At 44.9% G+C, this 26,093-nt stretch carries 23 protein-coding genes; 16 read left to right on the top strand and 7 right to left on the bottom strand.

All coding sequences use genetic code 11. The features are described from left to right. Nucleotides 1–11: 11 nt before the first annotated feature. Nucleotides 12–524, bottom strand: coding sequence for a glycine cleavage system protein R (locus tag IJ23_RS05585; RefSeq protein ID WP_005376814.1), 513 nt, complete (start codon nucleotides 522–524; stop codon nucleotides 12–14). 221 nt (nucleotides 525–745) lie between these two features. Beyond that, the gene (locus IJ23_RS05580; RefSeq protein WP_033905662.1) at nucleotides 746–1,648 is read right to left on the bottom strand and encodes a DUF3943 domain-containing protein; all 903 of its coding nucleotides are present in this window, start codon (nucleotides 1,646–1,648) and stop codon (nucleotides 746–748) included. A 191-nt stretch (nucleotides 1,649–1,839) separates the two neighbouring features. On the opposite strand from IJ23_RS05580, the gene IJ23_RS05575 reads away from it, so the two are divergent. Further along, entirely contained in the window at nucleotides 1,840–3,072 is a 1,233-nt protein-coding gene (locus tag IJ23_RS05575) for a CinA family nicotinamide mononucleotide deamidase-related protein (RefSeq protein ID WP_033905660.1), read from the top strand. Nucleotides 3,073–3,168: 96 nt separating this feature from the next. Here the strand turns inward: IJ23_RS05575 and yfaE are convergent, their stop codons facing one another. The 4 genes from yfaE to ubiG all read right to left on the bottom strand — a co-directional run bounded on the left by yfaE (nucleotide 3,169) and on the right by ubiG (nucleotide 8,158). Beyond that, on the bottom strand, nucleotides 3,169–3,450 hold the full coding sequence (gene yfaE / locus IJ23_RS05570) for a class I ribonucleotide reductase maintenance protein YfaE (protein ID WP_005376817.1): 282 nt from the start codon (nucleotides 3,448–3,450) through the stop codon (nucleotides 3,169–3,171). Then, on the bottom strand, nucleotides 3,450–4,583 hold the full coding sequence (gene nrdB / locus IJ23_RS05565) for a class Ia ribonucleoside-diphosphate reductase subunit beta (protein WP_005376818.1): 1,134 nt from the start codon (nucleotides 4,581–4,583) through the stop codon (nucleotides 3,450–3,452). The genes yfaE and nrdB overlap by 1 nt, the downstream gene beginning before the upstream one ends. 83 nt (nucleotides 4,584–4,666) lie before the next feature. Further along, nucleotides 4,667–6,949, bottom strand: a complete 2,283-nt coding sequence (gene nrdA / locus IJ23_RS05560) for a class 1a ribonucleoside-diphosphate reductase subunit alpha (RefSeq protein ID WP_005376819.1) — start codon at nucleotides 6,947–6,949, stop codon at nucleotides 4,667–4,669. A gap of 501 nt (nucleotides 6,950–7,450) precedes the next feature. Continuing rightward, complete coding sequence (gene ubiG / locus IJ23_RS05555; RefSeq protein WP_017636129.1) at nucleotides 7,451–8,158, bottom strand: bifunctional 2-polyprenyl-6-hydroxyphenol methylase/3-demethylubiquinol 3-O-methyltransferase UbiG; 708 nt, start codon at nucleotides 8,156–8,158, stop codon at nucleotides 7,451–7,453. A gap of 475 nt (nucleotides 8,159–8,633) precedes the next feature. Between ubiG and gyrA the strand changes: the two genes are divergently transcribed. The 3 genes from gyrA (at nucleotide 8,634) to IJ23_RS05540 (ending at nucleotide 12,691) form a co-directional block, all read left to right on the top strand. Further along, nucleotides 8,634–11,345 (top strand): DNA topoisomerase (ATP-hydrolyzing) subunit A, encoded by a 2,712-nt coding sequence (gene gyrA / locus IJ23_RS05550; protein WP_017636128.1) that lies wholly within the window; start codon nucleotides 8,634–8,636, stop codon nucleotides 11,343–11,345. Nucleotides 11,346–11,470: 125 nt separating this feature from the next. Beyond that, on the top strand, nucleotides 11,471–12,094 hold the full coding sequence (locus IJ23_RS05545) for a TPR domain-containing protein (protein ID WP_025767276.1): 624 nt from the start codon (nucleotides 11,471–11,473) through the stop codon (nucleotides 12,092–12,094). Nucleotides 12,095–12,136: 42 nt separating this feature from the next. Beyond that, on the top strand, nucleotides 12,137–12,691 hold the full coding sequence (locus tag IJ23_RS05540; protein WP_033905659.1) for a hypothetical protein: 555 nt from the start codon (nucleotides 12,137–12,139) through the stop codon (nucleotides 12,689–12,691). 129 nt (nucleotides 12,692–12,820) lie between these two features. Here the strand turns inward: IJ23_RS05540 and nrfA are convergent, their stop codons facing one another. Further along, on the bottom strand, nucleotides 12,821–14,248 hold the full coding sequence (gene nrfA, locus IJ23_RS05535) for an ammonia-forming nitrite reductase cytochrome c552 subunit (RefSeq protein WP_081886398.1): 1,428 nt from the start codon (nucleotides 14,246–14,248) through the stop codon (nucleotides 12,821–12,823). Between the two features lie 450 nt (nucleotides 14,249–14,698). Between nrfA and nrfB the strand changes: the two genes are divergently transcribed. The 12 genes from nrfB to IJ23_RS05475 all read left to right on the top strand — a co-directional run bounded on the left by nrfB (nucleotide 14,699) and on the right by IJ23_RS05475 (nucleotide 25,996). Beyond that, nucleotides 14,699–15,301 (top strand): cytochrome c nitrite reductase pentaheme subunit, encoded by a 603-nt coding sequence (gene nrfB, locus IJ23_RS05530; protein ID WP_033905656.1) that lies wholly within the window; start codon nucleotides 14,699–14,701, stop codon nucleotides 15,299–15,301. A 1-nt stretch (nucleotide 15,302) separates the two neighbouring features. Beyond that, a complete protein-coding gene (gene nrfC / locus IJ23_RS05525) occupies nucleotides 15,303–15,989 on the top strand; it encodes a cytochrome c nitrite reductase Fe-S protein (RefSeq protein WP_033905654.1) in 687 nt (228 codons plus the stop codon). After that, entirely contained in the window at nucleotides 15,986–16,957 is a 972-nt protein-coding gene (gene nrfD, locus IJ23_RS05520; protein WP_033905653.1) for a cytochrome c nitrite reductase subunit NrfD, read from the top strand. Before nrfC ends, nrfD begins: the two co-directional genes overlap by 4 nt. 9 nt (nucleotides 16,958–16,966) lie before the next feature. Next, on the top strand, nucleotides 16,967–18,874 hold the full coding sequence (locus IJ23_RS05515) for a heme lyase CcmF/NrfE family subunit (protein ID WP_033905652.1): 1,908 nt from the start codon (nucleotides 16,967–16,969) through the stop codon (nucleotides 18,872–18,874). Beyond that, nucleotides 18,852–19,385 carry a DsbE family thiol:disulfide interchange protein gene (locus IJ23_RS05510; protein ID WP_033905651.1) on the top strand — a complete coding sequence of 178 codons (534 nt, stop codon included), beginning with the start codon at nucleotides 18,852–18,854 and terminating at the stop codon, nucleotides 19,383–19,385. The genes IJ23_RS05515 and IJ23_RS05510 overlap by 23 nt, the downstream gene beginning before the upstream one ends. After that, nucleotides 19,372–19,782 (top strand): heme lyase NrfEFG subunit NrfF, encoded by a 411-nt coding sequence (gene nrfF / locus IJ23_RS05505; protein WP_033905650.1) that lies wholly within the window; start codon nucleotides 19,372–19,374, stop codon nucleotides 19,780–19,782. Before IJ23_RS05510 ends, nrfF begins: the two co-directional genes overlap by 14 nt. Nucleotides 19,783–19,927: 145 nt before the next feature. Then, entirely contained in the window at nucleotides 19,928–20,104 is a 177-nt protein-coding gene (locus IJ23_RS25395; RefSeq protein WP_033905773.1) for a hypothetical protein, read from the top strand. Nucleotides 20,105–20,375: 271 nt separating this feature from the next. Beyond that, entirely contained in the window at nucleotides 20,376–20,972 is a 597-nt protein-coding gene (locus tag IJ23_RS05495; RefSeq protein ID WP_025767283.1) for a GTP cyclohydrolase II, read from the top strand. A gap of 175 nt (nucleotides 20,973–21,147) precedes the next feature. Next, complete coding sequence (locus tag IJ23_RS05490) at nucleotides 21,148–22,410, top strand: imelysin family protein (RefSeq protein ID WP_033905649.1); 1,263 nt, start codon at nucleotides 21,148–21,150, stop codon at nucleotides 22,408–22,410. Nucleotides 22,411–22,502: 92 nt separating this feature from the next. Next, complete coding sequence (locus tag IJ23_RS05485) at nucleotides 22,503–23,885, top strand: di-heme oxidoreductase family protein (RefSeq protein WP_033905648.1); 1,383 nt, start codon at nucleotides 22,503–22,505, stop codon at nucleotides 23,883–23,885. Between the two features lie 10 nt (nucleotides 23,886–23,895). After that, nucleotides 23,896–24,933 (top strand): imelysin family protein, encoded by a 1,038-nt coding sequence (locus tag IJ23_RS05480; RefSeq protein WP_033905647.1) that lies wholly within the window; start codon nucleotides 23,896–23,898, stop codon nucleotides 24,931–24,933. Further along, a complete protein-coding gene (locus tag IJ23_RS05475) occupies nucleotides 24,914–25,996 on the top strand; it encodes a DUF1513 domain-containing protein (protein ID WP_033905646.1) in 1,083 nt (360 codons plus the stop codon). Before IJ23_RS05480 ends, IJ23_RS05475 begins: the two co-directional genes overlap by 20 nt. The last annotated feature ends 97 nt before the right edge of the window (nucleotides 25,997–26,093 follow it).

The raw sequence follows: 26,093 nt of genomic DNA, 5'->3' as shown, positions 1-26,093 counted from the left end.
AAGGTATGCAGTTAGCTTTCTACAATTACACGAGTGTCTTCACTCAGAGATTCTAACTCATTGGCTATGTCTTCAATTTCTAGCTCGCTAGGTAGTTTTATCGCCATTTTAGCGCTGAATAAGCTAGAGCTTACTCCTCCGCCTCCAGCAATGAATACACGCTGACAATCCATATCTAAAATTGAGATACCTTGATTATCGAGAACGTGAGTAATTTCATTCACAATACCCGCTCTATCGTTGGCATCTAAACGAAGTTGGAAGATAGTGTCTTCACGATATGAATGAGGTTCAGAGTCGACGAACCTAACAACAAGAGTCTGACAAGAAGAGAACGCCTGTTTAACGATGTCGGCATTTTCTCTTGGAAGCTCTACTTTGATGACACCTGCAACTTGGTCTTCGATAAAGTTTACTTTGCTGATCAGCCATTTCCCGCCGTTTTCGTGTGTGATTGCAGCGAGCTCTTTAATCGTGGCGGGTGACGCTTGTCCGACAAAATTAACAATAAATACGGTGTTCATAATGTCCCCTCCTGGAATCAAGGTTTGGACGCAGTACGAATAAACGTGCTACTTAAGTTATTGGAATAAATCCTTTTATTTAGTGTAGGTGCTAAGGGCAGGTAATGTTTGATGAAAGTCAATTTTTAATACTAATTCGTGATGCAAATAATTAAAACAATGTTCAGAGCACAAAAAAGCAGCCATCGTAAGGCTGCTTTTTACCGAGTATCAACTTAGGATTAGAACGTTACTTTTAACTCGACACCATAAAATTGACTGTCATAGTTTGCGCCTGCGTCCATGGCGAATTTTGCAACATCTTGGTTTCCAAACCAAGGTGATGAATTGAATTGTAGTTCTGCACTACCGCCCCATGCATCAGTTACCCAATAATGAATATGTCCAACAGGGTTTAAGAAGAAGAGCGAAACATCACCTGCGGTTTCAGAGCCCATAACTTCGCCGCCGTTGGCAATAATGTCTTGCTCAGCCGTTAACATCATTTCACCAACAACAGCACCAAAGAATGGTGTGATAAAAATATCCTGCCAAGATGGTACTTCTGCGAACGCCTCCACGCCATACTCCCAAAAGAACGTCGACATAGTTGCGGAGTACAAAAACGACTGAAATTCATTATAGCCAGCGTGACGTGCTGCCGTGTAGTAAACGCCGCCAAAATATGGGTGCATGATGTAGTTGAGGACATGTTCATCGCGATCCCAAACGGGGCCGTCAGAGACATTATCTTTCCACTTTTGCCCCAACTTACTCATGTCTCGGTCTTCTTCGTCCCATTTGGTGATACTTTCTGGAAGAAAAGTCATCATGCCTACGGTCGCGATACTGAGACCTAGAATGGTGTAGGTTTGACCCATCAGATAATCCCAGTCTTTATCTTGAGGGATGATGAGATGTTTAGGCTGAAGCCCTGCGTCAAGGTTTAGCGAATCATCATTATTCTGTTCATACATAACACCGCGATTTTGAGCCTCGAAGGTGTACAGAGTCGTCGTTTCGCAGTAACCTGACAAGCAATCAGGTGTGTAAGAAAACTCTGTATGACGGCTTAGGTCATAGTGACTTGCTTGCGCAAGCGCTGACGAAGCCAAGCAAAGGCCTGTTAGAGTCGTCTTGAACATGGATGATTTTGACACAAAGGTCTCCGAGTTAATGGTGTATGTTCGGGCTCGTAATTATCCCTCAAAACATCAATCATTTAAACACTTGACCCTTATTTAGTCCCAACAAACCTCGGCGAGATTTGTCCAAATAAAAAGAAAAATAAGCGCTATAACGAAAATAGGATTGTGCTTACGTTCAGGAGTCAGTTGTGAAAATAGCAATGCTTAGTACTGGTGAGGAAGTCCTCCACGGTGATATTGTTGATACTAATGCGGCATGGTTGTCTAGCCTGTTTTATCAACATGGATTTGGCTTAACAAAGCGCTCAACGGTTGGTGATAGCCTATCGAGTTTGGTTGAAGAGTTTTTAATGCTCAGCTTTAACAACGATGTGGTTATTGTTAATGGTGGTTTAGGCCCTACAACGGATGACATGAGTGCTGCCGCCGCCGCGAGAGCCGCCGATTGTAAACTGGTGCTATTCAAAGAGTGGTTGCAGCATCTAGAAAGTTTGTATGCTCGACGTGGCATCCCTATGCCGGACAGTAATTTAAAGCAAGCAATGCTGCCAGAAACGGCAGAGATATTGGACAACCCGATAGGCACTGCTTGCGGTTTCAAAATGCTGATTAATGATGCCATTTTTTATTTTACACCGGGTGTACCAAGTGAATTTAAGCTCATGGCAGAGACGCAAATTCTTCCCGATCTGAGAAGAGTGTTTCCCGATGTGCAAGGTTCATGTTGTAGCCGAATCTACACGTTTGGTCTGTCTGAATCCGGTATTTCAGATAAGCTAGATCAGCTAAAACTTCCTCAAGGCTATGAGCTAGGGTATCGCTCTTACTTGCCTTTTATTGAAGTGAAACTTTTTGGTCCTTCAGATCAGCTTGAACAGCGTTTGAAACTCGTACAGATAATTAATAAACACCTTGAGAGTAATACCGTTAGTATTGATTTACCTATGGTTGAAAATGTCGGCCAGTTGTTGGTCGATAAAGGACTAACAGTGTCGACCTCCGAAAAAAGTAGCAGGGGATACTTAACGTACTGGCTAAACAGTGATGAAAACGCTGAAAAGCAACTAGGGCATGGTTGGGTACTACCGAGCCTGACTCAGGCGATGGGCAACAGCGGAGATCCATTAGCAGAAACGTTTGCTCTGGCTGGTGCTACGCGAGAGAAGTGTGGGACGGATTTATCACTCGTCACTGGCCATATTGAAGAGGGCGTTTTTTCCGTCGCTTTATCGACACCGTCAGGCGAGTGGGGAGCATTATATAAACTCTCGAAAAAGTATCAGCGCAATGATCAAGTTAAAGTGATCAGCACGGCAGCACTAGACTTGTTGCGTCGCTACCTAGAACGTAAACCGATGTTTGCGCATTATGCATTTTTAGAGAAAGTTAAAGAGATGCACCTCCCGAGCAGTGCTTTATAACCAAAGCTCTCTACAGTAGTCTGAGAGACAAAAAACAGAGACAAAAAAGCCAAGGTGATTACCTTGGCTTTTGCATTTTATACCGTCGAGTCAACGTTATGCGCGCTGCTTTTCTTTCATCGCGTAGTTAACGCCGCTAAGTGACAAATCTGATTTTGCTTTACAGATACAAGGTAATATTTCATCACTTTGTGTGTAAGCCATGGCAAAACCAACATACTCCACTTCACCAGACTCCAATTTGCAGCGACAGGCGCCGCAGTGCCCATCACGGCAGTTGTATTCTGGTAATAGGCCAGCTTGCTCCATTGTTTCCAAAATCGTATTGGAAGGGTTGGATTCAATGCTGATCAGTTTGTTGATTTTGAGTGTTGCCATTACAGCTCGAATCCTTCGAAGTCATCTGCGCGAACTTCATTGTCAATTTGACCCACAAGGTAAGAAGAGATTTCTGCTTCTTGAGGCGCAACTTGAACGTTATCTGAAGACAACCAAGCGTTAATCCATGGAATTGGGTTGGTTGTTGCTTCTGGATACGCTGCTGGTAGACCTACCGCTTGCATACGAATATTTGTGATGTATTCAACGTATTGGCTTAGGATGTCTTTGTTTAGACCGATCATAGAGCCATCTTTGAATAGATACTCTGCCCACTCTTTTTCTTGCTCAGCCGCTTCTTTGAATAGGTCAAAACAGTCCTGTTTTGCCTCTTCTGCGATTTGCATGAAAGTGAAGTCATCTTGACCGTTACGTAGCAGGTTGATCATGTGCTGCGTGCCGTTTAAGTGAAGTGCTTCGTCACGAGCGATCAGCTTGATGATTTTCGCGTTACCTTCCATTAGTTCGCGTTCTGCGAAAGCGAAAGAACATGCGAAACTTACGTAAAAACGAATAGCTTCTAATGCGTTAACAGACATCAGACAGATGTACAGCTTCTTCTTAAGATCGTACAGACTAACCTTAACCGTTTCACCGTTAAGGACATGCTCACCTTCACCGTAGCGATGGTAATCATTCGTCGCTTGAATCAAATCGTCGTAGTAGTGCGCGATGTCTTTTGCACGCTTCAGAATGTGCTCGTTCTCAACAATATCATCAAACACCACAGCAGGGTCGTTCACGATGTTACGAATAATGTGTGTGTAAGAACGAGAGTGAATCGTTTCAGAGAAAGACCAAGTCTCAATCCAAGTCTCTAGTTCTGGCAGAGACACAAGCGGCAGCAGTGCCACGTTAGGGCTGCGGCCTTGGATAGAGTCAAGAAGCGTTTGGTACTTCAAGTTAGAGATGAAGATGTGCTTCTCGTGATCTGGAAGTTTGTTGTAATCGATACGGTCGCTAGATACGTCTACTTCTTCTGGACGCCAGAAGAAAGAAAGTTGTTTCTCGATAAGTTTTTCGAAAATCTCAAACTTTTGTTGGTCGTAACGTGCAACGTTTACTGATTGACCTAGGAACATTGGTTCCTTCAATTGGTCATTCTTTTTTTGGTTAAAAGTACTGTAAGCCATAATGCCTCAATTCCTTTTAAACCTCCCCGTAAGGGGGAGGTTATCGATAGTCTGTCTTTACGGGTTCGCTAGGTACGGGAAGATTAAATCTTACAACCGCCGCCAGCACAATCGTCATCTTGTGGTTGAACAGCGTCTTTCTGTTCATCTTTCGCGCCATCACGAGTGTTGTGGTAGTAAAGCGTTTTCACACCAAACTTATACGCTGTTAGCAGGTCTTGAAGTAGTTTCTTCATTGGAACCTTGCCAGTCTCGTAACGTGACGGGTCGTAGTTAGTATTAGCAGAGATAGCTTGGTCAACAAACTTCTGCATAATACCCACAAGGTGTAGATAACCGTCGTTCGAACCGATATTCCAAAGCAGTTCATAGCTGTCTTTAAGTTCTGTGAACTCTGGTACAACTTGCTTCAGGATACCGTCTTTCGAAGCTTTTACTGAAACGTAACCACGTGGTGGCTCAATACCGTTAGTTGCGTTTGAAATCTGAGAAGAAGTCTCAGAAGGCATTAGCGCAGTCAGTGTTGAGTTACGTAGGCCGTGCTCCATAATTTCTTTACGTAGGCTGTCCCAGTCGTAGTGCAGTGCTTCGTCACAAATTAGGTCGATATCTTTCTTATACGTATCAATCGGCAGTAAGCCTTTCGCGTAGTTCGTCTCGTCGAATGAAGGACACTTACCTTGTTCTTTCGCCAGTGCTACAGATGCTTTCAATAGGTAGTACTGCATTGCTTCGAACGTACGGTGAGTTAGGCCGTTCGCGCTACCGTCAGAGTATTTCACGCCATTCTTCGCTAAGTAGTAAGCAAAGTTAATCACACCAACACCTAGCGTACGACGGTTCATAGTCGATTTGTATGCCGCTGGTAGAGGGTAATCTTGGTAATCAAGCAGTGCATCTAACGCACGAACAACAAGATCGGATAGCTCTTCGAAATCATCTAGAGACTTGATAGCACCTAAGTTGAATGCAGAAAGCGTACACAGTGCGATCTCGCCTGAGTCATCTTCAACGTTAGTTAATGGTTTCGTTGGTAGTGCGATTTCTAAACATAGGTTCGACTGACGAACTGGAGCAACTTCAGAATCAAATGGGCTGTGAGTATTACAGTGGTCCACGTTCTGGATGTAGATACGACCCGTTGATGCACGCTCTTGCATTAGCAGAGTGAACATTTCAATCGCTTTAACCGTTTCTTTCTTGATTGAAGGATCGTTCTCGTACTTCACGTATAGACGCTCAAACTCTTCTTGGTTTTCGAAGAATGCGTCGTACAGACCAGGTACATCAGATGGTGAGAATAGCGTAATATTGCCGCCTTCAACTAAACGTTGGTACATCAGTTTGTTTAACTGAACACCGTAGTCCATGTGACGAACACGGTTTTCTTCAACACCACGGTTGTTCTTAAGTACCATTAGTGAGCGTGCTTCACCGTGCCACATTGGGTAGAACACAGTAGCTGCGCCACCACGTACACCACCTTGTGAACAACATTTTACTGCGGTTTGGAAGTACTTGTAGAACGGAATACAACCAGTGTGGAATGCTTCACCACCGCGAATCTCTGAGCCTAATGCACGGATACGACCTGCGTTGATACCAATACCAGCGCGCTGAGATACATAACGAACAATTGAGCTTGCTGTTGCGTTAATAGAATCAAGACTGTCTCCACACTCGATCAGAACACATGAGCTGAACTGGCGAGTAGGGGTACGCACGCCAGACATAATTGGCGTAGGTAGAGAAATCTTAAATGTCGATGTCGCATCGTAGAAACGTTTGATGTAATCAAGACGTGTCGCTTTTGGATATTTCGCAAATAAGCACGCTGCTACAAGGATGTATAAGAACTGAGCACTTTCGTAAATTTGGCCCGTAACACGGTTCTGTACGAAGTACTTACCCTCTAGCTGCTTAACTGCCGCGTATGAGAAATTTAGGTCGCGTTTATGGTCGAGGTACGCATCAAGTTCGTCGAGTTCTGCTTTTGTGTAGTCTTCTAGAATATGTTGATCGTACTTACCCATATCGACGAGGCGAGACACGTGATCATAAAGCGTTGGTGGCTCGTATTGGCCATACGCTTTTTTACGCAGATGGAATACCGCTAGGCGAGCAGCTAGGTATTGGTAATCCGGAGTCTCTTCAGAGATCAGGTCTGCCGCAGACTTGATGATTGTCTCGTGAATATCTGTCGTTGTGATGCCGTCGTAAAACTGGATGTGAGCGCGAAGTTCTACTTGAGAAACCGAAACATTATCTAGACCTTCTGCAGCCCAAGTGATAACGCGGTGGATTTTATCCAGATCGATACTTTCTTTACGGCCATCACGCTTGGTGACGGTAAGTTGTTGGTTCATTCTGCTTTATTTCCCTAAGAAAACTGATAAAAGCCGTATTTTTGTTTGTTTATGTGCAATATGAGTAAAGCTTGCGGCGGCTTTGTGATCAAAGTCTATCTATATATTGTCGCTTAAACACAACATATAGGGGTTCATTTGTTTGCGGGTTACAAGATAGTGCTATTACACTGATTTATCAAGGTACAGAACGGGGATGACTTGTGGATAACTGACAAAATGAAAAAAATCAGTAAGTGAACACTAACCGATGAGAAAAGGGCAGACTTGAATGGTTAAAAGTACGGTTTCGAGATCGGTTTAGAAATAACCGCATGCAAAAATATTTTCCTTGATCTTTGGCCGTTTTTATCTACGAAAAATGGCTTGGTCAAAATGGAATCTAGAGCACGAATTTTAGCCATAAAAAGACAAAAAAAGCGGCAACTTTGTGCTACCGCTTCCGATTCATTTTCTTTAAAAAATGTCAATCACAAAACACATTTTTTAACGCAACAGCGTTCAGTATTTTTTAGTATGAACGATGTAGTTTACATCTACATTACGACCGAGTTTGTAGCTGTCATTTAGAGGGTTGTAATGAAGCCCAGTAATGCCCATTTCCGTCAGGTCAGTTTGGTCTATCATCTTCATCATTTCGGCTGGCTTGATAAACTTATCGTGCTCATGAGTGCCTTCAGGAACAATCTTAAGAAGCTTCTCAGCACCGACAATAGCAAATAAGTACGACTTAATGTTTCGGTTCAAAGTTGAGAAAAACACGTGACCACCGGGTTTGACTAGCGCAGCACAAGAGCGGATAACGGAGAGAGGATCTGGAACGTGTTCAAGCATCTCCATACAAGTCACGACATCGTAAGTTCCTGCGTTTTCTATAGCGTGGTCTTCTATTGTGCTCTGAATGTAGGTCAGTTGAGTGCCTGTTTCTAATGCATGTAGTCGCGCGACTTCTAATGGTTCTTTACCCATATCAAGCCCCGTCACAATAGCGCCTTCTTTTGCCATGCTTTCAGCAAGAATGCCACCACCACAGCCGACATCAAGTGTTCGCTTGCCAAACAAGCCATTTGCTTTTTCAAGTACATAGTTCAAACGAAGTGGGTTAATTTGATGAAGCGGCTTAAACTCGCCTTCTAAATCCCACCATCGAGAAGCCATGTCCTCGAATTTCTTAATTTCACTTGGGTCGACGTTTTGTGCTTTAGTCATAATTGGTTTTATTGCATTCAATCTGAGTCCTTTAGAGGGCGCCAGTATACTCCAACGTTTTACACCCAAACAACCTCGATGTGCTTAGTTAAGGGACAATGACAGAGTTCACTGGCGCGGCAATCGAGACAGGTGCCTGTAATTTGTAAAGCGCTAACTATTGTTTTTGCTTCATCCTTGAACTGGTGCCAGTGACAATAACTCTAAAACCTGCATTTTCGCGTTGTGTGGTTAAAGGAATTTACCTCGCTTTTCCGCGTAAAGGGTCCGATTTTGCTCAATATTGACCGAAATATAACCACTAATCAGAAAGATATGGGATGAGTGTGCAAATTCTCGACATTTGATTCATAACCAAGCTCACAACCTGATAAAAGGAGAGGGAAAGTGATGCCGAAGTGATGAATTGTGTGTTATATTTTTGCACCTTACACGTATCGTAATTACGATCAGATAATAGAGGGATAATGGCTCTATGAGCGATTTAGCTAAAGAGATCACGCCCGTAAACATTGAAGATGAGCTTAGAGGTTCATACCTAGACTATGCGATGTCAGTCATCGTGGGTCGTGCTCTTCCAGATGTGCGTGATGGCCTAAAACCAGTACACCGCCGCGTTTTATTCGCGATGAACGTACTAGGCAACGATTGGAACAAACCATATAAAAAATCAGCCCGTGTTGTCGGCGACGTAATCGGTAAATATCACCCACACGGTGATAGTGCTGTGTACGACACAATCGTACGTATGGCTCAGCCGTTCTCGCTTCGTTACATGCTGGTCGATGGTCAAGGTAACTTTGGCTCGATCGATGGCGACTCTGCTGCGGCAATGCGTTACACCGAAGTTCGAATGGCAAAAATTGCCCATGAACTATTGGCTGACCTAGACAAAGAAACCGTAGACTACGTACCAAACTACGACGGTACTGAGCAGATCCCAGCGGTTCTTCCAACTAAAATTCCAAACCTATTGGTTAACGGTGCTTCTGGTATCGCAGTAGGTATGGCAACCAACATCCCGCCTCATAACCTTGGCGAAGTGATTGATGGCTGTCTTGCATACATCAATAATGAAGAAATCACTATTGATGAACTAATGGATTACATTCCTGGTCCTGATTTCCCAACGGCGGCGCTTATCAGCGGTCGTAAAGGCATTGTAGACGCGTACAAAACAGGTCGTGGCAAAATCTACATGCGTTCGAAAGCGGACATCGAAGTGGAGAAGAATGGTAAAGAGACCATTATCGTCACTGAAATTCCTTACCAGGTGAACAAAGCTCGCTTGATCGAAAAGATCGCTGAGCTAGTTAAAGATAAGAAAGTAGAAGGTATCAGTGCACTGCGCGACGAGTCAGATAAAGACGGTATGCGCATTGTTATTGAGTGTAAGCGCGATGCTGTGGGCGAAGTAGTTCTAAACAATCTTTACGCTCAGACTCAGCTGCAAACCACTTTCGGTATCAATATGGTGGCTCTAAACAATGGCCAGCCACAGCTATTCAACCTAAAAGATATGTTGAAGTGCTTCGTTGATCACCGTCGTGAAGTTGTGACACGTCGTACTATCTTCGAACTGCGTAAAGCGCGTGAACGTGCTCATATCCTTGAAGGTTTAGCTCTAGCGCTTGCTAACATTGATGAAATCATTGAGCTTATCCGTAAGGCACCTACACCGGCTGAAGCAAAAGCGGGTCTTATCGCTCGTGGTTGGGATTTAGGCAACGTTTCAGCAATGCTAGAGCGTGCTGGTACAGATGCTGCGCGCCCTGAATGGCTAGAGCCTGAATATGGTATTCGTGATGGTCAGTACTTCCTGACTGAGCAACAAGCACAAGCTATCCTAGATCTACGTTTACATAAACTAACAGGTCTAGAACACGAGAAGATTCTTGGCGAATACAAAACACTTCTAGAAGAAATCGCTGAACTCATGCATATCCTTGCGAGCACTGAGCGTTTGATGGAAGTGATCCGTGAAGAACTTGAAGCGGTTCGTGACGGCTTTGGTGACGCTCGTCGTACAGAAATCACAGCTGCGAGCCATGATATTGACATGGAAGAGCTGATCGCACGTGAAGACGTTGTGGTTACTCTATCTCACGGTGGTTACGTTAAGTACCAAGTACTGAGCGACTACGAGTCACAGCGCCGTGGTGGTAAAGGTAAGAGTGCGACTAAGATGAAAGATGAAGACCATATCGAGCGTCTTCTAGTGGCGAATACCCACGATAACATCTTGTGTTTCTCTACTCGTGGTAAGACATACCGCCTGAAAGTTTACCAATTGCCTCTAGCGAGCCGTACTGCGCGTGGTAAGCCAATTGTGAACATCCTTCCATTAGAAGAAGGTGAGCGCATTACCGCGATTCTACGTGTTGATGAATTCTCTGAAGACAAATTCATCTTCATGGCAACAGGTGACGGTACGGTTAAGAAAACGCCGTTGAACCAGTTTGCAAACGTACGTTCAAACGGCCTAATCGCTGTGAACCTACGTGAAGACGATTCGTTAATCGGTGTGGATATCACTAACGGCGAAAACGAAATCATGCTGTTCTCTAAAGCGGGTAAAGTGGTTCGCTTTAAAGAAGCAGAAGAGATTCCAGTACTTGATGAAAATGGTAAACCAGTTCTTGATGAGAATGGTCAGCCAGAGATCAAGTTTAAAGGTGTTCGTCCTATGGGTCGTACCGCCTCTGGTGTTCGTGGTATGAAACTGGCTGAAAATGACCAAGTTGTATCACTTATTGTTCCTTCGCACGAAGGCGATATCCTAACGGTTACAGAAAACGGTTATGGTAAACGTACAGCACTTAGCGAGTACCCGACAAAAGGTCGTGGCACTCAAGGTGTAGTTTCTATCAAAGTTTCTGAGCGAAATGGCCCGGTAGTTGGTGCTATCCAGGTTGTTGAAGGTGATGAAATGATGATGATCACCGACGCTGGCACGTTAGTACGCACTCGTGTGGGTGAAGTTAGCCAAGTTGGTCGTAACACACAAGGTGTAACGCTTATCCGTACTGCGGAAGATGAATCAGTTGTTGGTTTGCAACGTATTGAAGAAGTTGATGATGAAGAGCTGCCTGCTGATGAAGATGCAGAAGCGTTAGAGTCAACAGATGAAAATACGCAGCAAGACGCTCCAGCTGCTGATGATGCAGAGGAAGGTAACGAAGAGTAATCTTACATCGTTATCCTGATATGAAAAGCCGAGCCCTTAGTTGCTCGGCTTTTTTTGTATCTGTATCAACGCATTTAAACTAAGAAATGCGTACACTGACGTTATCTTTGTTTACAGGACGTGTTATGTCTGTTTGGTTTTTCGCTGCCATCACTCTGATGGGGTTGTTTATCGTACTCTTATCACTGAGTGCATCAAAAGCTAAACCTGCTCAATGGTTTGGCTTTTGCCTGTTAGTACTTGTCGTGACGAGTGCCAGTTTCTTATTGCTTCATCAAACACCGCCTAAACCAATACACGCGGAAATGTCACGAATGATGACTGCTCGTGACATCATGAAAGAGATTCAAGACCAGTTGCGTGAAGATCCGAACAACGCTGAATTGTGGTTCCAACTCGGGCAGGGCTACCTGCTAGAGGGTGAATTTGACGGTGCGTTGATTTGTTTTGATTACGCGATCCAACTGACTGAGCCAGTCAGTGCCACGCAACTTGCTGCAAAGGCGACTACCTTGTACTACATTCACCAGCAATCAATGACGCAAGAAGTTAGCTTGCTTTTGGAGCAAGCTTTGCAGATAGAACCGCACAATGAAGCCGCTTTGTCTTTGATCGCAAATGATCATTTTCTGTCATTCCGATTTCAGGAAGCGATTGATGCCTGGGTAATATTATTAGATTCTAATGATCCAAATTTAGATAGGGTGCAAATCATTAACTCTATTAACAAAGCAAAAGAGCTATTGTAAGCGTACAATTTAACAAGCAATAGAGAGAAAGGTGGGCAACGAATGAAAAATAAAGCACTAAGCATATTGGTTTTGCTGTGCGGCTCTGTGCTGGCGGGTTGTAGCTCTTCCGATCATTCTGGCTCTTCCTCTATGGTTTATTATTCATCGGGTTATTACGATCCGTGGTGGTACGATCATGACGACTACTGGATTTATTACTATCCGGGCTGTTGCGATAACGACGATGAATACAAAGAGAAACTGGAAGAGTGGTGGAATGGTTTAGATGAAGACCAACAGCAATCCATCAAAGACAAAGTCGAAGATTGGAAAGACGACGATATGTCCGCCAATATCGATAACATGAAACGCCAACTTGACGATCATTGGCAATCACTGCCTGACGAGCAAAAGCAAGAGATTCGAACCCAATGGGAGAATCGTCCGGAGCATATTGAACCAGCGACTTTACAAGGCAAGGCGGTGAAAGAAAAGGTTCAACAAAGAAAAGCATTACCGGAAACGAAGATCCAGCGCCCAGTTGCTCGTCCAAATGTGCAGATGCCTAAAGCACGTCCAAATATTCAACCTAGACCTAGGCTTCCTCGTCGCTAGTACATTCGATTTTGTCTCTCGATAGAATCGGGGATGAAGAAATAAAGATAACAAAGAAACAAATAAACAAAAAAAGGGGCGTTCAGTGCGCCCCTTGTTGTATCTATAAATTAACCTCCGCCAGTTAGACTAATACGTGGCTTCGCGTTCAGCCGCTGCTTTATCCCAGTCTGGCGCTACTGTTTCTAGGAAGTGTTTCTTGTCTGCGTTCATTTTCTCCATATCCATGCCCAGTGCTTGTTGTGCTTTCGCTTTGGTCGAGATATCTGGAATTTGAACAGAGTCAGTAATGCCTTTGGTTGCCAGTAAACGAACCAATTTGGTACGGGCGTCAGCAGCGCGATCAACTGCACTACCTAGTACTTCAAGTGCTATCTCAGGAGCATGCATGTGGACACCGTGAGAAGCAATCGCGTAGTCCCAACGCCATTGTGCATGGCGAATATCTTGTAGGATAGGTTCCATCTCTGCTTCTGTTGCACCTGCTTTCCACGCTGCGCCTGCTTCAAAGTGTGCCGCTACGATTTGCTTCTCGGCGGTTAGCTTCATGTTCAGTACTTGCGCTTTGCGAGTCGAGACGATGCCTTGTAGCTGCTCTTTAGTTTGGGTATGGCATTGCGCACAGGTGTCTTCAAAACGATCAAACGGGTTACCCACTTTGTGGTCTGTGTAGACTGTACCGTCTTCTTTGGTCACTTTAGGCATGTGGCAGTCCACACACACCACTTTGTTTTTACCATGAATACCCGCTCTCCAAGTTTCGAAACCTGGATGTTGCGCTTTTAGCATCGGCGCTTTAGATACGGCATGCGTCCAATCTTTGAAATTCAACGCGTCGTAGTATTTCTCCATGTCATTAACGGTGGTGCCCATATCCCATGGGAATTTAACCGCTTTAGTTGGGCCGGTGAAGTAGTATTCAACGTGACATTGAGCGCAGACCGATGCTTGCTTATCTAGGCGAGACTGTTCATCAAAGTTTTTACCAATAGTATCAAAAGCACGCTCGACGTATGGGCGAGTCAGTGCTAGCGCAGGTTCGCCTTTCTTGAAGGCTTCAGAGCCTGTGTTGTGGCAATCGGAACAACCGATAGGGTTGACGATTTCTGAGCCTAAGCGTGCCCATTTACCTTCGAAATAACCGTCTTCACCACGTTCATCAATCACGCGAGCAACGTCTGGGCTTTTACAGCTCCAGCACGCCATCGGCATAGGCCCGGACTTCTCGTCGGTTGGTGCGCCGGTACGTAAGGTTTGGCGAACATCATCAAGTGCGTAAAAGTGACCGCGCGCTTTGTTGTAGTCTTTCGCGAAGCCATAACCTGCCCACAGGATAACCATGTTTGGGTCTTCACTTAGAGCATCTTCAATGTGCTCACTTTCGGATGTTGCTTTCCAAGAATGGTATTGATCAGGGTGGTTCTGTTCAAAGACATCGTTACGAGGATCGATAAAATCCTTCTCTTCTGCCGCTAACGGAGCGTCAACCAAAAATAATTGGCTGGCGAATAAGGTCGCAACCGCAATAGGTGCGCTCATCCAGTGTTTTATGCTCACAGTGTTATCTCCATATTCGTTTTTATTAGCAGCGTTGTGAGGAGCTATTCCAAATAAGAACTGGAGATCTACGATTAATAATATTGCTTAATTGGATAGATGAAATAGTGAGTGAATCTTGTCTTGTTTTAGATCAATTTACACCAGTGATCTCAGTCATGTTTGAATTTATATACCTCTAAAGTGGTAGTTGTTAAGTCATTGTTCTGCAATGCTTTGGGTTTTTAACCTTTTTAAAAATAGGGTGATTCAGTTCGCTTTTTGAGCAGGCGTTTCTACCCCTTATGAATAATAGAGGTATTATAAATATAGGTTTAGCGTTGTGGCTTTCCGAAATAAGAATTGATGTCATTTGAAGATCTAAAAAATATCTTCAGAGGAAATTAATTGTCGCTCAAATAAATAATTGAGAATAGTTATCAATTATTATCGAGCTAAGGAAAGAACAATATGGGCAGTATAAAATTGACCATAGAGACAATGCTGAAACTTCTCTTCGTCTTTGCCATCTATGGTTTCTCCATCGCCGCCCATGCGACTTCTTCAGAGCCGATTGAAGGTGCTCAAGCTGAGCGTCATCAAGTCGAGTTGATCCGTGACCGTGACTACAAGTGTCTGCAATGTCATAAGGATGCAAAAGAGACTCTGAACCTTTCGCATGACCCGCAAGCTCTACTCAGCCAAGGGAAGCAACTTAATTGCACCAATTGCCATAGCAACATTGGTCCCGACCATCGTGAAGGCGCGCCTGATGTGATTAAGTTTTCTGCCGCGCAATCGAAAGAGGTACACGACAAAGTGTTACTTGATCCAAGCATGATTCTTAAAGCTAACAGCCAATGTGTGGATTGCCACGCACCGACACAGCTGAGAGAAAGCCACTGGACGCACGATGTGCACGCCAAAAACCTCACTTGTTCAAATTGCCACGATGTACACGCAGCGAAAACCAAAGCGTTGTCGTACGACAGAAAACAACTGATCAAGCAGTGTGTGGATTGTCACTCTGAATTTGCCGTCGAACCTGAACTTGCCAAAGAAGAGGATAGATAGCATGAAATGTTCGAGAAGAAACTTTTTAGCCGGCAGCGGCGCGTTGATTTTAACTACAGGCGTTGCAGGCACTTCCGTTGTTAGCTCCTCTCTTTATGCCAGCAACAGTGAACAAGCGAAACGCATGGGTATGGTTCACGATGAAAATGCCTGTATTGGCTGTACCGCTTGTACCGATGCTTGTCGCGAAGTAAATAAAGTCCCTGAAGGCGTAACGCGACTTAAAATTCATCGCAGTGAACCGATTGGCGAATTTCCAGATGTGGAATACCAGTTTACTCGCGAATCCTGTCAGCACTGTGATAACCCACCATGTGTGTACGTTTGTCCAACAGGCGCTGCATACAAAGATGAAGCGACAGGCATCGTGGATGTACACAAAGAGAAATGTGTCGGATGTGGTTATTGCCTTGCTGCTTGCCCTTACCAAGTGCGCTTCTTTAATCCAGCCGATCACTCTGCGGATAAATGTAACTTCTGCCGTGATACCAACCTAGCGCAAGGTAAGCAGCCAGCTTGCGTGGAATCTTGCCCAACAAAAGCACTCATCTTTGGTGATTTGAATGACCCAACTAGCGAGGTGAGCAAAGCTATCGAAAGCCATGTTGTCTATCGCGATAAATCGCATTTAGGTACGCAACCTAAACTGTACAAAATTCCGCATAGCAAAGGGGAGGTGTCATCATGAACGGCTTCGAAAGTGCATTCCACTTTGACTCGTTAGTCTGGGATTGGATCATCGCGATTTACTTATTCCTTGCTGGGATGTCAGCGGGTACGGTGATGATTTCAATCTATTTAAAACGCAAAGTGATTGAAGGTGATCCCGCAAAAAACGGCATCATGAAAGCGATGGCTTGGCTCGCACCATTTGGCATCATTGCTGGGTTGGTAATTTTGATTTTCCATTTAACCAAGCCTTTAGAGTTTTGGAAGATCATGATCTACTACAACCCAACGTCTGTGATGTCGATGGGCGTGATCTTGTTCCAAGTGTACATGATCGTGTTGTTTGTTTGGATTGGCGTTATCTTCCGCCATCAAATCATCAGCTTCTGTGAAGGGAAGTTACCAAGCAAACTGCTGGATTTTGCCGATGGCATTTTGATTAAGGCGGGGAAAGCCAACAACGCCATTGAATTGTTCTTGGGCTTCTTAGCCATCGTACTTGCAGCGTACACTGGCTTTCTATTGTCTGCGTTGAAGACTTATCCAATGCTAAACAATCCAGTACTGCCAATCTTGTTCCTGTTCTCTAGTTTGTCCTCGGGCGCAGCGGCATGCTTGATGTTCGGCATCTTGGTGTTTAAAGAGTCGACCAGCAGCCCAAGTGTATCTTGGGTGCACGGATTTGAACGCCCAGTAGTGTTGTTTGAGTTGTTTGTCTTAGTGACCTTCTTTACTGGATTGATCTTCAGCGGTGGTCAGAACGAAGTCGCGGCTTGGAATGCAATTTCGAGTGGATTCTGGGCTCAATGGTTCTGGGTTGGGGTAGTGTTCATCGGCATGATTACGCCTTTGACTCTCAATTGGTTGACGCCTTCTGAAGTGCGCCACAAAGGCAGTTACGTTTTTGTGGTCACGATGTTGAGCTTGGTTGGCGTACTTATGCTGCGTACTTTCATTCTCTATGCCGGTCAAATGACCGTAGTGTAAGGGGGATAAATGGAAGCTGAGCTAGGGTTCTTCTTACTGATATTGGTGGCTGTAACATCGACTTGTGCATCGTTGCTGCATTGGCTACGTCGTGCTATGAGTAAGAAGGCGACATTGCCGCATCAAGTCGCGATGTCCCACATCATTAGCTTAGCTTCCTTCATTTGTTTAGCACTTCTGATCGTCTGCTTCGTGCAAGACAACTTCGCGTTGGAATATGTTGTTACGCATTCCAACAGTCAACTTCCCGTAGCATTCAAGATTGCTGCCGCTTGGGGCGGGCACCAAGGCTCCATGTTGTTTTGGGTCGTCACCCTGAGTTTATGGGCGTCGTTTATTGCATTTAAGTCACCGCTCAACGCCCAATATACTTGTGACTGTTTAGGAATCATGAACGTTCTTATTGCAACATTTGCTTGGTTCACGTTAATGACCTCTAACCCGTTCGAATATGCCCAAGTATTGGCGTCGGAAGGGCGAGATCTAAATCCAATGCTGCAAGATGTTGGGCTTATCATTCATCCACCATTGCTTTATCTCGGTTATGTCGGTTACGCAGCAATATTAGCTTTTGCATTAGCGGCGCTATTGGGTAAACAACCGATGAGCGATTGGTATGTGGTCGCTCGTAGCGCAGCGTTTTTTGCATGGGGAACGCTTACATTAGGTATCTTGGTGGGATCATGGTGGGCGTACAATGAGCTAGGGTGGGGCGGCTGGTGGTTTTGGGACCCTGTGGAGAACGCTTCTTTACTGCCTTGGCTTACGGGTACTGCTTTGTTGCACAGCGGTGTTGTCGCAACACGTATCAGAGGCGCAATTTGGAGCTCCTATGCACTGGCGTTTACCACGTTCTGCCTAAGCATTTTAGGGACATTCGTGGTGCGCTCTGGCGTGCTGACTTCAGTGCACGCTTTTGCGGTGGACCCAACTAAAGGTTTGGTGCTGCTTGGTGTATTGAGCTTGCTTGTCATCATCACTTTTGGCGTACTGATTTTGCGAGGAGAACAACTCCCTCGCTTCAAACTTCAATCTCTAGCGAGCCGAGCTTACACTGCTTATATCGCCAAAGGTCTGCTGGTTATTGCGACTGCCATCGTTTTTCTTGGCACTTTTTATCCGATGGTTTATCAACTGCTCGGCTTAGGGAACATTTCGGTTGGCGCACCTTACTTTAATAGTTTGACCTTTCCATTAAGCATACTGGCTCTGATTGCCTTAGCTTTCATGCCGCTGCTGAAATGGACAAAAGGCACAGTGCCGAGTGTAAGCGCTGATATTGCGATCAGTATTGCGTTATCTCTTGTCTCTGGGATCGGGTTTATCTTCTTAGTGCACGCACTGCATTTCGAAGTATTGCTAACCATAACGTTGGCTACTTGGGTGATTGCGGCGCATCTCGTTATGCTGTTTCGTTGTTCCAATAAGCGCAAACTCATGCCAATCGTGATGGCACATATCGGTTTTGCGCTGGCGGTGAGTGGAGCTGTATTCAACAGTCACTACTCATATGAACACAATTTACGTGTCGAATCCGGCAGTTCTCAGCAAAGGGCGGGGATCACTATCGATTATCATGGTATCGAATGGCTGGTGGGGCCAAACTACACTGCGGAACAAGGACAGATCACCTTACACTTGGAAGATGGCCGCATGCTCAATTTCAACCCGCAAAAGCGTCATTACCCTGTGCGAGTGATGAATATGACCGAGCCTGCGATTCGTTCACTATGGCATGGCGATTATTACGTGACATTGGGTGATAAAGTCGATACTCATGCTTATGCGATTAAAGTTCAGTACCGCGCAGGTATTTGGTGGATATGGTCTGGCGGGCTACTAGCTGTGTTTGGTGCGCTATTAACAGGCCTAAAGAAAAGGAGAGAGGCTATCAATGCGATCGAGAAATACGCTTAAACTCGCAGGTCTCGTTGTGGCTGTTGCCGTGTTTGCAGTAGTAACTGCGGTGGCTTTGTCTGAGCGACCGCATGTTGAATTGTCCCCACAACGAAATTTAGAGACACCTAATTTTCGCTCTACTTCTCTGATCTCTGATGACATGGTTTCTGAGCAGTTGTTCAAAGGCGACGGATATAAATTATTGAATGTTTGGGCATCTTGGTGCGGAGTATGCAAACGAGAGCATGAAGAATTATTGCAGTTAGCAGAACTCGGTGTGCCTATTATTGGGCTGAATTATAGAGATCAAAAACAAGCCGCTCGTGAATATTTGAGCTCTAAACGAAACCCATATATTGAAGTAATAAGTGACCCTAATGGAAAGCTCGCTGTGGAGCTAGGCGTTATAGGAACACCAGAAACTTACTTGATTGATCAAAATAGTCGTATATTGATCAAATATCGTGGAGAGTTAACGGCAGATAAATGGAACGATATATTTTCAGGATATTTGAATGTTTCGATTTAATAATCTTCTCCTCACATTAATCCTATTTACACTATTTTCCCCTTTCACGAGAAGTGCGGATTTAGAGCAGAATGTTGATCTGTTTGAGTTTCATTCTGTTGAAGTGCAACAGCGCGCAACCTCGTTAGCCAAGACATTACGCTGCCCGCAGTGTCAAAACCAAAACCTTGTCGAGTCTAATGCACAAGCGGCTAAAGACCTGAGGTTGAAAGTGTATACGATGGCCAATGAAGGCAGCTCAGATCAAGAAATAAAGGACTATCTAGTTGCTCGTTATGGGAATATTGTTCTGTATCAACCACCATTAAATTATTCCACGGCGCTGTTGTGGATCTTTCCTGTGCTATTTTTGATCTTTTTTGTCTTATATTCGATCCGAATGGTGAAGCGTAATTAATGTGACCGTTATTCCACTATTAAAAATAAATTGTGCACTTAACAAGCAGAATGTTATCATTTTTCCGAATTTATGAAGTTTCCAGTATAAAGAAAATAAAAATTTTGAGCTGGATAAGTAATAAAAGAACGAATAGGTGCACGCAGTGGATTCAGTTATATTACAACTTAAAAAAGACTTCTATTCGCAGATTCGTGCATTGCAATCACCGAACCTGCCTCAAGTTACTTCAACGCTCGCCGTGTTGACCGACGAGGAAATCCAAGAACTCGCAGCAGTTTGGATTGAACTCGCCGTTTGGAAGCGCAGTCAGACCCATTAAAAGATAGACCAAACGACCTTCTTGAAACCCCAGACAAAATTTGTCTGGGGTTTTTTATTGTAGTTTTTTTAAATTGTTATAATATAACAATTGTTCAGTTGGAGAGTGTTTCTCTTTTGCTATCTTGAGTGGATAACTGCCCTCAATTGTGATCTCTATATTGCAAAATGCGGTATCAGTCCCCATAGTTGAAGAGCAACGAGTAAATCCCATGAATGCAATAACGAAAACGCATCAAGCGCATCAAGCAATAAATCGAGTGAGTATAGATATGGCGGAAGTACGTGCCAGAGTAGATTTTAAAGTCGGGGCAAAAAGTAACATTGATGCCGAAATTCTGTCTTTCCATGGTCTGAAGACAGACAAAGAGCATGTTGCTATTATCTTTAAACAAGCGGACCAAACTCAGGACATGCCTTTAGTTCGTATGCACTCTGAGTGTTTGACAGGCGATGTGTTCCACTCTTCACGCTGTGACTGTGGTGAGCAACTAGAAGAGACGATCAATCGCATGGGCGAGTCCGGTGGTATCATCTTGTATCTCCGTCAGGAAGGTCGTGGTATTGGTTTGTACAATAAGATCGATGCATACCGCTTACAAAGCCAGGGCATGAACACGTACGAAGCTAACAACCATTTGGGCTTTGATGATGACCTGCGTGATTTCACAGAAGCAGCACAAATGCTAGAAGCTTTAGGCGTGAATAAGATCCGCCTCGTGACGAACAATCCTAAGAAAATTCGTGAGTTATCTGAGTACGGAATTGAAATTGGCGAGGTTGTCAATACCTCTGCACATATCAAAGATGGCAACGAAAATTATCTGAAGGCAAAAGTCTCTCACGGAAAACATGACCTAAAGGTTTAATCCTAAAGATAAAACTGATAATAAAGTCTGTGAAAAAACCTCATTTTTATGAGGTTTTTTTGTATCTGGAGTTGCAAATAAATTGTAAATTTGTATTATCTCGAGACTAAAGTGCAAATAAGAATAATTAGCACTACCAATACGATAATTGAAAAGCTCAACAAGGATCCTTCAGATGAATGCAAAAAAAGTTTTAGTCCAATCTATTGCTGCATCACTCCTCATTGCCAGTGGTTCTACCGTTGCTGCCACAGTAACTAAACAACAAGTAGTCGAACATTACGCGGACGTTGCCCATGCTGTGTTTGTTGATTCAGTAACAACAGCGAAAGCGCTTGATGTAAAAATCGACGAATTTCTAAAATCACCATCAGCGAAAAAGCTTGAAGAAGTAAAACAAGCTTGGCTAGATTCTCGCGTGCCTTACCAACAGTCTGAAGTTTTCCGTTTTGGTAACGCGATTGTTGACGATTGGGAAGGTCAGCTGAACGCATGGCCACTTGATGAAGGTCTGATTGACTACGTAGCAGCTGATTACCAATACGAATTGGGTAACGAGGGCGCGGCTGCCAACATCATCGCGAACACTAGCCTACAGATCGGTGCTTCTAAACTGGACGTTTCAAAAATCACTCCAGAATTGCTAGCGGATCTAAACGAAGTAGGCGGTTCTGAGGCAAACGTTGCATCAGGTTACCACGCGATTGAATTCTTGCTTTGGGGTCAAGACCTAAACGGCACTAACGCGGGTGCAGGTCAACGTGCTTACACTGATTTCGTTGTCGGTTCTGAGTGTACGAATGGCCATTGTGAGCGTCGTGGAGAGTACCTAAAAGCAGCCGCTGATCTACTGGTTCAAGACCTTGAGTGGATGGAAAAGCAGTGGTCTGCTGAAGTAAAAGGTAACTACCGTGAAGAGCTACTGAACGACTCAGCGGACAATGGTCTACGTAAGATGCTATTCGGCATGGGTTCTCTTTCTCTAGGTGAGCTAGCGGGTGAGCGTATGAAAGTGGCACTAGAAGCGAACTCAACTGAAGACGAGCACGATTGTTTCTCAGACAACACGCATAATTCTCACTACTACAACGAGCAAGGCATCTACAACGTTTACACAGGTACATACAAAGGTGTAAACGGCAAAGAGCTATCTGGTCCAAGTATTGCTGATCTTGTTGCTCAAAAAGATAAGAAAGCCGCGACCGACATTCAAAAGCAGTTTGATACAACACTTAGCCAAGTTGGTGAGCTAGTGACTTCTGCAGAGAAGAATAACCAGCATTTTGACCAACTTATTGCGGCGGGTAACGCACAAGGCAACGCGCTGGTAAACGACACCATCATGTCGTTGGTAGCGCAAACTGGTGCGATTGAGCGAGCGGCAAACATTGTCGGCATCGACAGCCTAAGCCCTGATACTGCTGACCACGAGTTTTAATAAGAAAACCATAATAAATAAGGGCTCTTTTTGAGCCCTTTTGCCGTTTGAGCTCGTTGTTATCACCCTTGTTGTCTATGTAGAGCAATGATATGAAGCCATACCTAATTTCTGCGCTAGCCGCGATCCTTTCTTCTTCTGCCATGGCTTACGATGTTAAGTCTGGTGGCAAAACCAGTGTTAAAAAAGATGGCGCGAATGCCTATTCTCTTCCTGCTGCCAACCTGCCGATGAGCAAACGCCTAGATTTTAGTGTGGGTAACAGCTTTTTCCGCAACCCTTGGGTACAAGCGCCAGCGTCAACAGACGCTCGTGATGGCCTAGGTCCGCTTTTTAACACCAATGGTTGTCAGAACTGTCACATCAAAGACGGTCGTGGTCATCCGCCAGAGAAAGATGATTTACATGCCGTGTCTATGTTAGTGCGCTTAAGCATTCCTGCGATGACGCCAGAACAAAAGAAAGCCTACATCAAAGACGGTGGCATACCTGAGCCGACTTATGGTGGTCAGCTTCAAGATTTCGCTCTGCAAGATCAAACGCCAGAAGGCAAAATCGAAATCACTTACACCGATGTCCCAGTGAAATTTAAAGACGGTACGACGGTGACGCTAAGAAAACCTCATTTGAACATTACCGATCTGGGTTACGGCGATATGCACCCTGATACCGAGTTCTCAGCACGCGTGGCACCGCCAATGATCGGCCTTGGTTTGTTAGAGAGTATTCCCGACGAAACGCTACTTGCTTGGGCTGATGAACAAGATGCCGACAAAGACGGTATCTCAGGCAAAGTAAATAAAGTGTGGGATATTGAGAGGGACAATTTCTCGATTGGTCGTTTTGGCTGGAAAGCAGGACAACCGACGCTAATGCAGCAAAATGCAGCAGCATTTAATGGTGATGTGGGTCTTACGAGCCATTTATTCCCATATGAAAACTGTACCTCGAAACAAAGCATTTGTGACGACATGCCAAATGGCGGCAAACCAGAAGTGAGTGAAAATATTCTCGATTTCGTTGAGTTTTACAGCCAGCACTTAGCTGTACCTATTCGCCGTAATGTCAATGACCCTAACGTGAAACTTGGTCAGCAAATCTTTGCTACGTCTGGTTGTGAAAGCTGCCATAAAACCAGTGTCAAAACGGCGAAACGACCAGAGTTACCAGCGCTTTCTGAGCAGCTTATCCACCCATACACCGACATGCTTTTGCATGACATGGGTGAAGGCTTAGCCGATAACCGTCCGGAATACTTAGCAAACGGCCGTGAATGGCGAACGGCACCTCTATGGGGTATTGGTTATACCGAAGAAGTAAACGGACATACTTACTTCTTACATGATGGTCGAGCTCGTAACCTGATGGAAGCGGTGTTGTGGCACGGCGGCGAAGCTGAAACGGCGAAACAAAATGTTTTAGCTCTGAACAAAAAAGAACGTGATGCTCTCATTGCGTTTCTGAACTCTCTATAAGGACCTAACCATGAAAAAGACACTGTTAGTGAGTGCGATTGCCGCAACGTTAAGTTTGGTTGGTTGCCAATCGACTATCGGTTCGAGCTCTGCCAAGCCTGAGAGTACAAGTCATATTTCTCAAAGCGTGTACGAGGTGGAGTTTCAATCAGCTCAGACGTTTTTAGCGCAAACCACAGAACTTGAACAACGCTTCGCAGATTACTGCGCATCAGAGTCGAAAGATGATGCACAAGTAAAACAGCAATGGCATCAAACTATGCTTGCGTGGATGGCATTACAAGGTCAAGAACGTGGCCCTGCTACGGCGCTGGAGCAAAGCTGGAATGTTCAGTTTTGGCCAGATAAAAAGAACACTACTGGTCGTAAAATGTCTGTATTGACGAAATCTGATCAAGCTTGGAGTGCAGAAGATATCTCCACCCAAAGTGTCACCGTGCAAGGTTTAGGGGCTCTGGAATGGCTGCTTTACGATAAAGCGTCGACCTTATCTAGCAACAGCAATACTTGTGTGACAGGCGTAGCGATTGCAGAAAACCTCGATAACAAAGCGCAGATCATCGCGGATTCTTGGGCAGAGAACCCTTGGAAATCGCTAGAGATGACGGAATGGGAGTCTGAGTACATTTCACTGCTCTCGAATCAGCTTGAATACAGCATGAAGAAGTTGAGCCGACCGCTAGCGAAGATTGGTAAGCCTCGCCCGTATTTCTCAGAATCGTGGCGTTCAGAGACCTCGCTTTCAAACTTAAAAGCCAACCTTCAAGGGATGGAAGCGTTGTACTTTGCTAACGGGAATGGTCTAGATGCGCTACTTAGAGAGCAAGGCCATGCAGATCTCGCAGACCGTGTCGTTCATCAGTTTGAAATGGCGTTAGAAACTTGGCCAGAGGATAAGAGCTTGTTTGCTGCACTACAAACAAAAGAAGGTTATCGCATGGTGCTCGCTCAATACAACAAGCTAGAGCAATTGAAGTACCTGATTCACGAAGAAGTGGCGATCGAGCTTGGCGTAGTTATAGGATTTAATGCAACCGATGGTGACTGATCAAACCCGCCGAACCTTGCTGAAAGCCGCTCTATTCGGGGCGGCTATACCTATGATGCCATTTGGTTGTGCTTCAACAAGCTCACGTGAACCTGCGTTGATCGGCTGTTCTATCATTGGTCGAGATAAATTCGCAGCGGTGGTGGCGGATGAGCATGGTATGCCGCTATCTTCATTGCCGATTCCTGAGCGTGGTCACGGTGTAGCAACCAACCAACAAGGCCACGCCGTAGTTTTTGGTCGTCGACCTGGTACTTTCTTCATGGTGTTTGATTATCGCTCAGAGCAGATGATCAAACTGCAACTAGCAACGCCAAATCGTCATTTTTACGGACATGGTGTTTACTCCCATGACGGCACGTTGCTATTTGCCACAGAAGGGGAGAGGGGGACAAGCCGCGGGATCATTGGTGTTTATGATGTGCAGAAGCAATATCAAAAGATTGATGAGTTAACGGGTTTTGGCCTTGGTCCTCATGAAGTGATCATGATGCCTGATGGCGCACTAGCGATTGGCGTCGGTGGCGTAAACACTAACGGTCGTGAACCTCTCAATCTTGATAGCATGAAACCCAGCCTGAGTTACCTTTCACAGAAGGGTGAGCTACTGGATCAAGTGTCTTTACCGGAACATAAGTTGAGTATTCGCCATTTAGCTCATGATGGTGCGGAAACCGTGCTTTGTGGTCAGCAATATCGTGGTGAGCCGGACGAGTATCCAGCCTTGATCGCCATGCACACGCGTGGTGGTGAAATGCAAGATCTTCAAGCTGAGCCTGAAGAGTGGGCGCGTTTCAATCACTACGTTGCGAGTATTGCAGCAACCGATGAATGGATCTTAGCCACTTCGCCTCCGGGCAGTTGTTATGGTATATGGTCTAAATCTACGGGCAAATTGGTCGAGCTAAGTGCGTTACCAGATGCCTCTGGTGTTGTGGTCTATGGCGATGAGTTCCGAGTCAGCTCTGGGGCGGGAAAAGTGGTAGAGCAAAGGCCTGAAGAGTCAAAAAATACCTTCGCAAGCGGTGTGCAATGGGATAACCATTGGTCGAGAATTATCTAGAAAGATCATTGAGTAATTACTTATAGAGAGTTTTGTTGTCGTTTTCGGCATCAGATTCTTAATTTTAAACCTGCAAGCTGTGAGATATTTGCCATAC

The sequence above is a fragment of the Vibrio sp. OY15 genome (assembly GCF_000742455.1).
In the GTDB taxonomy this organism is placed as follows: Bacteria; Pseudomonadota; Gammaproteobacteria; order Enterobacterales; family Vibrionaceae; genus Vibrio; species Vibrio alginolyticus.
Note: the sequence above shows the minus strand (reverse complement) of the source record. Positions and strands in the feature narration are given on the sequence as shown.

What these genes read in the sequence shown, in the direction of transcription:
- IJ23_RS05545 (WP_025767276.1), top strand. Translation starts at nt 11,471, where the DNA reads ATGTCTGTTTGGTTTTTCGCTGCCATCACTCTGATGGGGTTGTTTATC.
- IJ23_RS05580 (WP_033905662.1), bottom strand. Translation starts at nt 1,648, where the DNA reads ATGTTCAAGACGACTCTAACAGGCCTTTGCTTGGCTTCGTCAGCGCTT.
- IJ23_RS05495 (WP_025767283.1), top strand. Translation starts at nt 20,376, where the DNA reads ATGGCGGAAGTACGTGCCAGAGTAGATTTTAAAGTCGGGGCAAAAAGT.
- IJ23_RS05485 (WP_033905648.1), top strand. Translation starts at nt 22,503, where the DNA reads ATGAAGCCATACCTAATTTCTGCGCTAGCCGCGATCCTTTCTTCTTCT.
- IJ23_RS05490 (WP_033905649.1), top strand. Translation starts at nt 21,148, where the DNA reads ATGAATGCAAAAAAAGTTTTAGTCCAATCTATTGCTGCATCACTCCTC.
- nrdB (WP_005376818.1), bottom strand. Translation starts at nt 4,583, where the DNA reads ATGGCTTACAGTACTTTTAACCAAAAAAAGAATGACCAATTGAAGGAA.
- IJ23_RS05585 (WP_005376814.1), bottom strand. Translation starts at nt 524, where the DNA reads ATGAACACCGTATTTATTGTTAATTTTGTCGGACAAGCGTCACCCGCC.
- IJ23_RS05515 (WP_033905652.1), top strand. Translation starts at nt 16,967, where the DNA reads ATGGAAGCTGAGCTAGGGTTCTTCTTACTGATATTGGTGGCTGTAACA.
- IJ23_RS05475 (WP_033905646.1), top strand. Translation starts at nt 24,914, where the DNA reads ATGCAACCGATGGTGACTGATCAAACCCGCCGAACCTTGCTGAAAGCC.
- nrfB (WP_033905656.1), top strand. Translation starts at nt 14,699, where the DNA reads ATGGGCAGTATAAAATTGACCATAGAGACAATGCTGAAACTTCTCTTC.
- IJ23_RS05510 (WP_033905651.1), top strand. Translation starts at nt 18,852, where the DNA reads ATGCGATCGAGAAATACGCTTAAACTCGCAGGTCTCGTTGTGGCTGTT.
- nrfD (WP_033905653.1), top strand. Translation starts at nt 15,986, where the DNA reads ATGAACGGCTTCGAAAGTGCATTCCACTTTGACTCGTTAGTCTGGGAT.
- IJ23_RS05480 (WP_033905647.1), top strand. Translation starts at nt 23,896, where the DNA reads ATGAAAAAGACACTGTTAGTGAGTGCGATTGCCGCAACGTTAAGTTTG.
- gyrA (WP_017636128.1), top strand. Translation starts at nt 8,634, where the DNA reads ATGAGCGATTTAGCTAAAGAGATCACGCCCGTAAACATTGAAGATGAG.
- IJ23_RS05540 (WP_033905659.1), top strand. Translation starts at nt 12,137, where the DNA reads ATGAAAAATAAAGCACTAAGCATATTGGTTTTGCTGTGCGGCTCTGTG.
- nrdA (WP_005376819.1), bottom strand. Translation starts at nt 6,949, where the DNA reads ATGAACCAACAACTTACCGTCACCAAGCGTGATGGCCGTAAAGAAAGT.
- nrfC (WP_033905654.1), top strand. Translation starts at nt 15,303, where the DNA reads ATGAAATGTTCGAGAAGAAACTTTTTAGCCGGCAGCGGCGCGTTGATT.
- yfaE (WP_005376817.1), bottom strand. Translation starts at nt 3,450, where the DNA reads ATGGCAACACTCAAAATCAACAAACTGATCAGCATTGAATCCAACCCT.
- ubiG (WP_017636129.1), bottom strand. Translation starts at nt 8,158, where the DNA reads ATGACTAAAGCACAAAACGTCGACCCAAGTGAAATTAAGAAATTCGAG.
- nrfF (WP_033905650.1), top strand. Translation starts at nt 19,372, where the DNA reads ATGTTTCGATTTAATAATCTTCTCCTCACATTAATCCTATTTACACTA.